The sequence below is a fragment of the Salipiger sp. genome (genome assembly GCF_059781815.1).
The window spans coordinates 1-10,342 of record NZ_JBYNAH010000189.1; the positions used below are offsets into that span (position 1 = coordinate 1).

General features: G+C 66.8%; 11 protein-coding genes. 4 read left to right on the top strand and 7 right to left on the bottom strand.

Translation table 11 applies throughout. The features are described from left to right. Together AC6RA4_RS18770 and carA are read right to left on the bottom strand one after the other, a co-directional pair. A partial coding sequence (locus tag AC6RA4_RS18770; protein WP_500162966.1) for a GspE/PulE/PilB domain-containing protein occupies window positions 1–540 on the bottom strand: 540 nt, incomplete at its 3' end. A gap of 91 nt (window positions 541–631) precedes the next feature. Beyond that, window positions 632–1,771: a glutamine-hydrolyzing carbamoyl-phosphate synthase small subunit gene (gene carA, locus AC6RA4_RS18775; RefSeq protein ID WP_500162967.1), complete on the bottom strand. Its 1,140-nt coding sequence runs from the start codon at window positions 1,769–1,771 to the stop codon at window positions 632–634. A gap of 196 nt (window positions 1,772–1,967) precedes the next feature. Here carA and AC6RA4_RS18780 point away from each other — a divergent pair, with 196 nt between their 5' ends. Then, the gene (locus AC6RA4_RS18780) at window positions 1,968–2,435 is read left to right on the top strand and encodes a GatB/YqeY domain-containing protein (RefSeq protein ID WP_500162969.1); all 468 of its coding nucleotides are present in this window, start codon (window positions 1,968–1,970) and stop codon (window positions 2,433–2,435) included. A gap of 12 nt (window positions 2,436–2,447) precedes the next feature. Here the strand turns inward: AC6RA4_RS18780 and AC6RA4_RS18785 are convergent, their stop codons facing one another. From AC6RA4_RS18785 to ctaD, 4 genes are all read right to left on the bottom strand, one after another. Continuing rightward, window positions 2,448–3,344 (bottom strand): hypothetical protein, encoded by an 897-nt coding sequence (locus tag AC6RA4_RS18785; RefSeq protein ID WP_500162971.1) that lies wholly within the window; start codon window positions 3,342–3,344, stop codon window positions 2,448–2,450. A gap of 29 nt (window positions 3,345–3,373) precedes the next feature. Beyond that, on the bottom strand, window positions 3,374–3,871 hold the full coding sequence (locus AC6RA4_RS18790; protein ID WP_500162973.1) for a DUF2244 domain-containing protein: 498 nt from the start codon (window positions 3,869–3,871) through the stop codon (window positions 3,374–3,376). 83 nt (window positions 3,872–3,954) lie between these two features. Then, complete coding sequence (locus AC6RA4_RS18795) at window positions 3,955–4,704, bottom strand: metallophosphoesterase family protein (protein ID WP_500162975.1); 750 nt, start codon at window positions 4,702–4,704, stop codon at window positions 3,955–3,957. 130 nt (window positions 4,705–4,834) lie between these two features. Beyond that, window positions 4,835–6,508, bottom strand: coding sequence for a cytochrome c oxidase subunit I (ctaD, locus tag AC6RA4_RS18800; protein WP_500162977.1), 1,674 nt, complete (start codon window positions 6,506–6,508; stop codon window positions 4,835–4,837). Between the two features lie 299 nt (window positions 6,509–6,807). Here ctaD and AC6RA4_RS18805 point away from each other — a divergent pair, with 299 nt between their 5' ends. Together AC6RA4_RS18805 and AC6RA4_RS18810 are read left to right on the top strand one after the other, a co-directional pair. Then, a complete protein-coding gene (locus AC6RA4_RS18805; protein ID WP_500162978.1) occupies window positions 6,808–7,002 on the top strand; it encodes a YjiS-like domain-containing protein in 195 nt (64 codons plus the stop codon). Between the two features lie 158 nt (window positions 7,003–7,160). Then, a complete protein-coding gene (locus AC6RA4_RS18810; RefSeq protein ID WP_500162980.1) occupies window positions 7,161–7,646 on the top strand; it encodes a GNAT family N-acetyltransferase in 486 nt (161 codons plus the stop codon). A gap of 5 nt (window positions 7,647–7,651) precedes the next feature. On the opposite strand, the gene lipB is transcribed toward AC6RA4_RS18810, so the two are convergent. Further along, window positions 7,652–8,302 carry a lipoyl(octanoyl) transferase LipB gene (lipB, locus tag AC6RA4_RS18815; RefSeq protein ID WP_500162982.1) on the bottom strand — a complete coding sequence of 217 codons (651 nt, stop codon included), beginning with the start codon at window positions 8,300–8,302 and terminating at the stop codon, window positions 7,652–7,654. Window positions 8,303–8,524: 222 nt separating this feature from the next. Here lipB and AC6RA4_RS18820 point away from each other — a divergent pair, with 222 nt between their 5' ends. Continuing rightward, the gene (locus tag AC6RA4_RS18820; protein ID WP_500162984.1) at window positions 8,525–10,231 is read left to right on the top strand and encodes a peptidoglycan-binding domain-containing protein; all 1,707 of its coding nucleotides are present in this window, start codon (window positions 8,525–8,527) and stop codon (window positions 10,229–10,231) included. Window positions 10,232–10,342: the final 111 nt, after the last annotated feature.

Below are 10,342 nucleotides of genomic sequence, written 5' to 3' on the forward strand. Positions count from 1 at the left end.
GAGGGCAAGCAGGGCGAAGCCGGCGAGCGCAAAGCCGGCTGCGAAGGCCGCCCTGCGCGGGGTGAGACGGTTGAGGTCCCGGCAGCTCAGTTCCGGACGCAGCCGGGTTTCGGCGCGGCGGGCCAGCGTATCCCCGTGGCGATCTGCGATCTCGGTCCGGATGTCGGCCTCGGAGGCGAAGGCCCGGACCACCTCGCCGCAAGGAGCGGGCAGCGCGGCGCGGGCGGCCGCGAAGGTCTCGGGGCGGGCGGTGGCGAGGAACAGCGTGTCGCCCACGCGCAGCCATGGCAGCGCCGCGTGGCGCAAGCAGAGTTCGGGGGGCAGGAGATCCGCAAGCGCCGGGTCGGGCGGGCGGGTGTTGCGCTGGAAACTGAGCACCGGGCCGCGCCAGACAGGCGCTGGCGCCTCGGCAGGACCGGTGGCCCGTGACGGCGCCTCGGCAAAGCGCCGGGCTGCGTCGGTTCGCGCTTCCGCCGCGGCCGCAACAGACAGATCACGCGGATGGCGCGACGAACGAAAGACCGGTCTGGGCTCTGGCATGGCCCCCTCCTGTGCCGGGACAGGAGGGGTTCTGGGATCTTATGGTAAAGTGCTGGTTAATTTCGGCGGGCCCCGCCGAAATATCGCCCGCTTACATGGCCTGAACGAAGCGCTCGAACAGGTAGAAGCTGTCCTGCGGGCCGGGGCTCGCCTCAGGGTGGTGCTGGACCGAGAACACCGGACGGTCGCTCATGCGGATGCCGCAGTTGGAGCCGTCGAACAGCGAGACATGGGTCTCGACCACGCCCTTGGGCAGCGACTGGCCGTCGACCGCGAAGCCGTGGTTCATCGAGGTGATCTCGACCTTGCCGGTCTCGATTTCCTTGACAGGGTGGTTGGCGCCGTGGTGGCCGTGGTTCATCTTGACGGTCTTGCCGCCAAGCGCCAGCGCCAGCATCTGGTGGCCGAGGCAGATGCCGAAGACCGGCAGCTCGGTCTCGTCGAGGATGCCCTTGATCATCGGCACGGCATAGACGCCGGTGGCCGCCGGGTCGCCGGGGCCGTTCGACAGGAACACGCCGTCGGGATTGTGGGCCAGCACCTCTTCCTTGGTGGCGGTGGCGGGCAGCACGGTGACATCGCAGCCGGCGGAGGCGAGGCAGCGCAGGATGTTGCGCTTGGCGCCGTAATCGATGGCGACCACCTTTTTCTTCGGCGCGGTCTGCGGCGCGTAGCCCTCGGGCCAGGCCCACCGCATCTCGTCCCAGCGGTAGCTCTGCGCGCAGGTGACGCCCTTGGCGAGGTCGACCCCGGTCAGGCCCGGGAAGGCGCGTGCTGCCTTGACCAGTGCCTCGACGTCGAACTTGCCCTCGGGATCATGCGCCAGCGCCACGTGCGGCGCGCCGGATTGCCGGATGGCGCGGGTCAGCCGCCGCGTGTCGATGCCGCCGATGGCGATGCGCCCGCGCGAGGCCAGCCACTCGGACAGCTCCTGCACCGCGCGCCAGTTCGAGCTTTGCGTCGGCATCCACTTGACCACCATGCCCGCTGCCACCGGATCGCCGGTCTCGTCATCCTCGGGATTGACGCCGACATTGCCGATATGCGGGAAGGTGAAGGTCACGATCTGGCCCGCGTAGGACGGGTCGGTCATGATCTCCTGATAGCCGGTCATGGCGGTGTTGAAGCAGAGCTCGGCCTCGGTCTGGCCGGTGGCGCCGAACCCCTGTCCATAGAACAGCGTGCCATCGGCGAGGGCGAGGCAGGCGGTAGGTTTGGCGATCGGCGGCATGGCGCGACTCCTTTTGGCAGCTGGCAGACGGCAAATTGCGCCTTAGGTAAGGTGCGCGGGACTTGGGGTCAAGTGCTATCCTGAAAACGGAATGTGTTTTAAATCAATAACTTGGACTGCGGTCGCGCAGAGTTGCGCCGCGCCGGGGCTTTCGGTAGGTTGGGCTCTTGAAACGTCAACGGGGATTATCGTTTCCATGCAATTGCGAGAACGCATCTCGGCTGCGACCAAGCAGGCGATGAAGGACCGGGCGACTGACAGGCTGTCGACGCTGCGGCTGATCAACGCCACATTCAAGGATCGCGACATCGCGGCGCGGGGCGACGGCAACGAGACCGGGGTCGATGAGGCCGAATTGCTGGCGCTGCTGGTGAAGATGGTCAAGCAGCGCAAGGAAAGCGCGCGGACCTATGAAGAGGGTGGTCGGCTCGACCTTGCCGAGCAGGAGCTGGCCGAGGTCGAGGTGATCGAGGAATTCCTGCCAAAGCCTTTGAGCGACGAGGAAATCGCGCAGGCCGTCGACAGCGCCATGAGCGAGGTCGGCGCCAGCTCGATCCGCGACATGGGCCGGGTGATGGGGGTGCTCAAGGGGCGCTACCAGGGCCGGATGGACTTCGGCGCCGTGGGCCCGATGGTCAAGGATCGGCTCGCCGCGGCGGGCTGATCGGGGCGCGGCTCAGGGCTCCGGGAACTGCTCTCGGGCCGCCGCCCAATCCTCTGCATCGACGGGGAAGCGCTGTACAAAACGGGTCTTGAACCCGACCCTTCCGCGCCGCGCGCCGAAGTTTTCACCGTGATTGAGCACGTAGAGCACCGCCGGGCGGCGCAGCGCCGAGAGGCAGCGCCCGGCGAGTCGCGCGAGATAGGGAAACATGCGGTGCTCATGCGCCGTCATCTCGCGCAGGAAGGCGGCGCTCGCGGGCAGATCGGGATCGTGCAGCAGCGCGGTGCAGGAGCCGCAGAGCTTCCAGAACGGCTTGCGCAGCGGCTTTGTGAGGCCGCGCGGCCCGGCGAGCGCCACGTCGCCCGTCGCGTGATCCATGACATAGCCGGTCTCGACGAGATAGCCGGCCTCCTGCCGCTCCAGCATCTCCGAGACCGTGCCGTCGCGCAGCAGGTCGTCGGCATCGAAGCTCATGACATAGGCCGCGCCGGTCTCGCGCGTGGCGAGGTGATCGCAGAGCGCGGCGAGCTTGCGCCACTTGTCGTTGCCCGGGGTCGGATCCTCGAAGGGCAGCCAGCTCAGGCGCGGGTCGTCGGGCAGGGGCGGGCGCTGCTGGCAGCAGATCACGGCCTCCCAGGCGCCGTCCTGCCGGCGGAAGCTCTCGACGGTTTGCGCCAGCCGCTCGGTCACCGCCTGCCAGTCGCCCACGTGATGCGGGCCGACCAGCGGCACGAGGAAGATCACCTTTTCGGCCCGGGGCCTTGTCTTCCCGCCGCTTGCCACCCGCAGCGCCAACGCCGCCTGCTCGGAGGGCGCGGGCGAGAGCCGCGCGGCCAGCGAGGGCGCGAGCGCCGCCGCGGCAAGCAGGGCGTAGCGTTTGAGCTTGGGCGTGGCGGGGGCCTGGGCCATGGGAAATCCTTGACGGGGCCGGGGCGGCTTTAGGGGCGGGTGAGCACGCGCACCCGGTCGCTCAGCTCGGCGAAGAGGGTCTTGCGCTCGTCTTCGCTCAGAAACGCGCCGATCTCAACCTCCCGCCCGCTGCCCTGAAGCGTCACGTAATAGGGCACCGGGCCGCCGCGCTCGTGCATGGCGACCTTGACCCAGTAGGGATTGCCCTCCCAGTCCTGGTCGGGGCCGCGCGGGTTGTGGCGCACGAGGCGCAGGGTCTCGTGGTCGATGGTGAGGATCTCGAGGATCTGCCGGTCGCGGTTGTTGCGCCGGATGGCGAGCCAGATGCCGCCGACCGCCAGCAGCATGAAGGGCAGCAGCCCCCAGAGCAGCACCGTGCCGATCAGCCCGAAGAACGGGATCAGCGCCAGCAGGAAGAAGCTCAGCATGAAGATCGAGAAGCCCTCGGCCGAGAGCGACTGGTGCGGCCAGAGATGCAGCTCTGCCCGGTCGGAAGGTGCGTCGGTCTGTTCCCAGCGATACGGCATGACGGGCGAAATCTAGCACCTCCCGCGCGCCGGTCGACAGGAAAGATGTCGCAGCGCTGCAGCTTTGGCGGGGGAGGCACGGCTCAGGCCGAGAGCCAGCCGGTCTCGAGCGCGCTCGCCCATTCGTCGCGGCCTCGGGCGCGGGCGAGGGCGGCCATGCGGCGGCTGTCATAGGGCACGTGGCGGTGGCTCACCTGCCAGTCCTCGCCCACGCGGGTCAGCACCGCGTAGCAGGCATCGGGCGTGCCGGTCTCGACGACATGCGGCACCGGGTGGATGTCGTCATAGCCGGGGCAGCCGACGCTGCCGGGATTGACGATGAGCTGGCCGTTCAGGCGCAGGGCGCGGGGCAGGTGGGTGTGGGCGCAGAGGATCAGCGGCCTGGTGACGCCGCCGAGTCGGGCGGCGATGGTTGCGTGCGGGGCCGGGTGAACGACGCCCTGCGGGCTGACCTCGTCGAGCCAGTAGGTGTGATCGTCGCCGGGGGTGGCGTGGCAGAGGAAGGCATCTCCCAGCTCCAGCACCATCGGCAGGCTGCGCAGCCAGCCCATCGCCTTTTCGGGCAGCTCGTCGCGGGCCACGCGGTCCGAGGCCATGAGTTCTTCCCTCGGGTGGTCGATCAGGTGGCGGTCGTGGTTGCCGCGCACGGTGGGGAAGGCGCGGGCGTGCAGGATCTCCCAGGTCTCGGCGGCGGCGAGCGGGCCGCTGAACACGTCGCCCAGGTTGACCACCGTGCCGATGCCGAGCGCGTCGATGTCAGTCAGCACCGCGCGCAGGGCGTCGGCGTTTCCGTGGATGTCGGCGATGGCGGCGAAGCGGCTGGGCAGGGTCATGGGGCGAGTGCAACCGGTTTTGCGCCTGCGCGCAAGGAGGCAGATCAAGCCGGGGCGGAATGCCTGCAAAAGAAGAAGGCCCCGGAGCGATGCTCCGGGGCCTTCGGGTCTGTCGGGATCAGCGTGGCGCTTAGTGCGCGTGCTGCTTGTCCCAGTCCTCGCGCTTCGGCAGCTGCTCGAAGGTGTGCTCCGGCGGCGGCGAGGGCAGGGTCCACTCGAGCGTGTCCGCGTATTCGTTCCACGGGTTCTTCTCGGTGGCCGGTGCGCCCTTGCGGATCGTGTAGATCACGATGCCGAAGAACAGCAGGAACGAGGCGAAGGACAGGAGCGCACCCCAGCTCGACACGAAGTTCCAGGTGGCGAAGGCCTCGGGGTAGTCGATGTAGCGGCGCGGCATGCCCTGGCGGCCCAGGAAGTGCTGCGGGAAGAAGGTCAGGTTCACGCCGATGAAGAACATCCAGAAGTGAAGCTTGCCCAGCGTCTCGGGGTACATCTTGCCGGTCATCTTCGGCAGGTAGAAATAGACCCCTGCGAAGATGGTGAAGGCCGCGCCCATCGACATGGTGTAGTGGAAGTGCGCCACGACGTAGTAGGTGTCGTGATAGGCGCGGTCCACGCCGGCCTGGCTCAGCACGATGCCGGTCACGCCGCCGATGGTGAACAGGATCAGGAAGCCGAGGGCGAAGAGCATCGGCGTCTTGAACTCGATCGAGCCGCCCCACATCGTCGCGATCCACGAGAAGATCTTAACGCCGGTGGGCACCGCGATGACCATGGTGGCGAGCATGAAGTAGCTCTGCTGACGCAGTGACATGCCGACGGTGTACATGTGGTGCGCCCACACGACGAAGCCGAGCGCGCCGATCGCGATGATCGCCCAGACCATCGGCAGGTAGCCGAAGACCGGCTTGCGCGAGAAGGTGGCGATCACGTGGGATGCGATGCCGAAGCCCGGCAGGATCACGATGTACACTTCCGGGTGGCCGAAGAACCACAGGATGTGCTGGTAGAGGATCGGGTCACCGCCACCTGCGGGATCGAAGAAGGTGGTGCCGAAGTTACGGTCGGTCAGCAGCATGGTGATGGCGCCGGCCAGAACCGGAAGCGCCAGCAGGATGAGCCACGCGGTGACGAAGATCGACCAGGCGAAGAGCGGCACCTTGAACAGGGTCATGCCGGGGGCACGCATGTTCAGGAAGGTGGTGATGATGTTGATCGCGCCGAGGATCGACGAGGCGCCCGAGACGTGCACCGCGAAGATCGCGAGGTCGGTCGACATGCCGGCTTCGGTGGTCGAGAGCGGCGGATACAGAACCCAGCCGATGCCCGAGCCGAGCTGGCCGTTGCCGCCGGGCGAGAACACCGAGCAGACCGCCAGCGTGGTGCCGGCAGCGTAGAGCCAGAAGGACAGGTTGTTCATCCGCGGGAACGCCATGTCCGGCGCGCCAATCTGCAGCGGCATGAAGTAGTTGCCGAAGCCGCCGAAGAGCGCCGGAATCACCACGAAGAACATCATCAGGATGCCGTGGCCGGTGATCATCACGTTCCAGAGATGGCCGTTGGGCGTGCAGTTCTCGACCGAGGTCGGAATCAGGCGTGCCCCTTCCATGCACATGAATTGAACGCCCGGCTCCATGAGCTCGAGTCGCATGTAAACGGTGAAGCACACCGAAATGAGGCCCACGATCGCCGAGGTGATCAGGTAGAGAATCCCGATATCCTTGTGATTCGTAGACATGAACCAGCGGGTGAAGAACCCCCGGTTATCCTCATGTTCGTGGCCGTGAATGGCGGCGTCTGCCATTGTCTGCCTCCTGTTGGTCCGTCCCAGGCGGCTGCAAACATACGCAACCCACCCCTCTTTCAGGTTTCTCTTTTAGAATGTCACCAAGGATGCGGCAATATAGCCGTTTGATCTGGATCAAACTTTATTGTCGCACCTCCTTGTGCCAGCGCGGCACGCACATAAGGGGCCGCGCCGGGCCCTCCGACCGGCGCCGATCCTGCCCCGACGTCAGGTTTTCCTGACCTGCGCCCGTGCCGCGGCGGTGTTAGGCTACCTGCATTGAACCAAAGATTTTGCTGCCAGTGGAGATGCCAGAAATGGCGTATTTCGATCAAATCCCTTCCGAAACGCTTCTGAGCCGGCTTTCGCGCTGGCTCGAGACCCCCTTCGCCAGCCGTCAGCGCCGTATTGCCGAGCGCATCAGGCGGCTTCGCGCCATGTCGGATCGCGAGCTCGCCGATCTCGGCCTGAGCCGCGACGACATCCTTTATCACGCCTTCCGAACGCCCTGACCGGGCGTCGCCCCCCCAAACGTCACCTTGCACGGTCCCCTTTCGCAAGGTGTGCGCGCCTGTCGGTGTTGTTCCCCACGCAGACAGGCTAGCCTGACCGGAGCGGCGTTCTCCCCCAGATGTGCTGCTCCGGTCATTTTCTTTGAGGAACGCCTCTCATGAACGCCTCCATGAACGCGCCAACCGATGGCACGCCCCCTCGGATCGCGGTCGCGACAATGTCCGACCTCGCCGAGATCGAGGCGATCGTGGAGGCGGCCTATCGCCCGTATGTGGCGCGCATGGGCATGTTGCCCGGGCCGATGCGCGACGATTACGCCGCCCATGTCGTCGCAGGGCGGCTGCGGGTGCTGCGCGATGAGGCCGGCGTGGCCGGCCTTCTGGTGCTGATTCCCGGCGAGGATCACATGCTGCTCGACAACGTGGCCATCGCGCCGCGGGCGCAGGGCAGGGGATACGGGCGCCTCTTGCTCGAGTTTGCCGAGGCCGAGGCGCTACGGCAGGGTTTCGATGCCATCCGCCTCTACACCCATGTGAGCATGGTCGAGAACATCGCGATCTACGGCAGGCGCGGCTATGCCGAGACCCACCGCGCCGAGGTCAACGGCCTGCGCCGGGTCTACATGGAAAAGCGGCTCGACTGAGCGGCTCAGCCCCCGAACACCTCTTCGAAGCTGCGCTTGAGTGCGACGTCGAGGTCTTCCATGCAGACCGGCAGGCCGAGATCGACGAGGCTGGTGACGCCGAACTCGGTGATGCCGCAGGGCACGATGCCCTCGAAATGCGACAAGTCCGGTTCGACGTTGATCGAGATGCCGTGGAAGCTCACCCATTTGCGCAGGCGGATGCCGATGGCGGCGATCTTGTCTTCGGTCATGCGACCGTCGGGCAGGCGCGGCTTGTCCGGGCGCTCGACCCAGACTCCGACGCGGCCCTCGCGGATATGGCCGGTGACGTTGAACTCGGCCAGCGCCGCGATCACCCAGGCCTCGAGCTGCTGCACGAAGCGGCGGATGTCGCGCCCGCGCTTGTTGAGGTCGAGCATGACATAGATCACCCGCTGGCCGGGGCCATGGTAGGTGTACTGCCCGCCGCGCTTGCTCTCGTAGACCGGGAAGCGGTCGGGCTCGCGCAGATCCTCGACTCGCGCCGAGGTCCCGGCGGTGTAGAGCGGCGGGTGCTCGAGCAGCCAGATCGCCTCGTCGGCCTCGCCCGCGGCAATGGCAGCGGCGCGCGCCTCCATGAAGGCGACGGCTTCGTCATAGCCGGTCAGGCCATCGGTTGTGATCCATTCGGTCATGCCTGCGGGCTAGGCCCAGACGGGCGACCCGTCAAGTCTGTGCAGTATGGGGCAGAGACGCGTGATCCTGCAGGGTTGAGGCATTCTTGCATCACTCTCTCATTGACAGAATCGTGAAGCCAACAGAGCCTGACCCCATAGAACGTCGACTTTTCGCCTCATTCCATGCGGCCGCGGTCCGAATTCTCCGGCGGTACGCTTCATTGCTTCAGGAGATTTACCGTGAAACGCAGTTTCATCGCCGGCCTTCTCACATCCAGCATCGCCCTCACGCCACTCCCGGCGCTTGCCGACAACGCGTTTGTCGGTGGCCTCGTGGGCGGCATCATCGGCAGCGCGATCGCCAGCCAGCCCAAGCAGCAGAAGGTCTACCGGGCCCCGGCCAAGAAGACCTACACCCGCAGCAGCTCCAGCAGCTCTGTGAACAGCGCGCAACGCCAGATCAACCGCGACACCCAGACCGCGCTGAACTATTTCGGCTTCAACGCCGGTACGGTCGACGGCGTGATGGGCAGCCGCTCGCGCTCGGCGATCTCGAGCTATCAGGCCCAGATGGGCTACAGCCCCACCGGCCAGCTCACCGAGTACGAACGCAATTTCCTGATCGGCTCCTATCACCGTGCGCAGGCGGGCGGGCCCGCCACGGCTCAGCTCATCGCGTCCAACCCGCTTGGCGTGAAGGGCCTGCTGATTGCCTATCGTGACGAGCAGATGAATGGGGGAGGCAGCACGTCGACCGCCTCGATCGGCGGTCATTACGGCCTGCCCAGCGTCGTCGCAGCGGCGGTGAACGAGATCGCCAAGAGCTCGGACCCGACCGCGGAGCAACTGGTGCAGCGCAGCGGCTTCATCCAGCTCTCCGATATCAATGGCGACGGCCAGACCGACTACATCATCGACACGTCGGTCACCGGCTCGGCGTTCTGGTGCAGCGCCCAGAGCTGCATGGTGCGCGTCTTCGCATCGACCCCGGACGGCTACGAGCGCAACGACTTTCAGGCCTTCAACGTGACGCCGGCGATGTTCGCCTGTACCCGCGGGACCTGCACCAAGACCGATGGTGGCCCGACCATGGCTGCGGTCTCGCCGGCAGTCCCTGTGCCGGAGGCGATCCGCCCGGCGCCCGGAACGCAAATGGCAGCCGCCCCGGTGCCCTCGGCGATTCCCGCGGTGCCCGCGAGCACTGCCGCGGTCAACGAGAGCCCCGCTCTGCCCAACTTCTTCGGCGGAGCTAACAGCCCGGTCGCGGCCTCGCTGGCCTCGCATTGCAATACCGTGAGCCTCGTGACTTCGACCAATGGCGGCTACATCACCGCCGACACGCTCACCGATGCCGACGCGGCGCTGGCCGAGCAGCTCTGCCTCGCCCGGACCTACGCGATCTCGGCCGGCGAGACGTTGATGGCGCAGGTGCAGGGCGCAAGCCCGCAGCAGATTGCCGATCAATGCGCCAGCTTCGGTGCGCTGCTGAAAGAGCAGGTCGCCTCGGTCTCGCTGCAGCCCCGCGATCAGGTGCTGCAGAGCGTCGGCCAGTTCGTGCTGTCCTCGGGCATGTCGCCGGCGCAAATCGAGAAGACGGCTCAGATCTGCCTTGCCTCGGGCTACAAGGCCGACGACATGGGCACCGCCATGGGGGCGGCGCTGATGCTGGTGGCGCTGGGCAAGGGCCCCTATGCCGAACTTCTGGGGCATCACCTGAGCCAAGGCTTCGGCGCCACCCAGCGCGAGGATCTCGCGGTGGCGTGGTACGATCAGGCGCTGAGCTCGCTCGACGGCGGGGCCACCCCGGTCTTTGGCCCCGGCCAGCCCGAGCGCGCGGGCCTTCTGCGCAAGGCGTCGATGATGCTGGGCGGCACTGCCGGCGCAGGTCGCGCGGCCACGCCCGAAGTGACCCAGGCCGGCCTGCCGGTGTTCAGCATTTCCGAGTGATCGCCAGCGTTGTTCCACGGTGCGGCGGCGGGCGCGAAAGAGCCCCCCGCCCAGCGTTTCGAGGGGCGCGAGAAAAAAAAGTGTCGCCCCTGCAATTCCCACATTTAATAC

Bases quoted from the DNA above. Each gene is read 5' to 3' on its own strand.
- AC6RA4_RS18810 (WP_500162980.1), top strand. From the start codon at position 7,161: ATGAACGCCTCCATGAACGCGCCAACCGATGGCACGCCCCCTCGGATC.
- AC6RA4_RS18805 (WP_500162978.1), top strand. From the start codon at position 6,808: ATGGCGTATTTCGATCAAATCCCTTCCGAAACGCTTCTGAGCCGGCTT.
- ctaD (WP_500162977.1), bottom strand. From the start codon at position 6,508: ATGGCAGACGCCGCCATTCACGGCCACGAACATGAGGATAACCGGGGG.
- AC6RA4_RS18785 (WP_500162971.1), bottom strand. From the start codon at position 3,344: ATGGCCCAGGCCCCCGCCACGCCCAAGCTCAAACGCTACGCCCTGCTT.
- lipB (WP_500162982.1), bottom strand. From the start codon at position 8,302: ATGACCGAATGGATCACAACCGATGGCCTGACCGGCTATGACGAAGCC.
- AC6RA4_RS18790 (WP_500162973.1), bottom strand. From the start codon at position 3,871: ATGCCGTATCGCTGGGAACAGACCGACGCACCTTCCGACCGGGCAGAG.
- carA (WP_500162967.1), bottom strand. From the start codon at position 1,771: ATGCCGCCGATCGCCAAACCTACCGCCTGCCTCGCCCTCGCCGATGGC.
- AC6RA4_RS18780 (WP_500162969.1), top strand. From the start codon at position 1,968: ATGCAATTGCGAGAACGCATCTCGGCTGCGACCAAGCAGGCGATGAAG.
- AC6RA4_RS18795 (WP_500162975.1), bottom strand. From the start codon at position 4,704: ATGACCCTGCCCAGCCGCTTCGCCGCCATCGCCGACATCCACGGAAAC.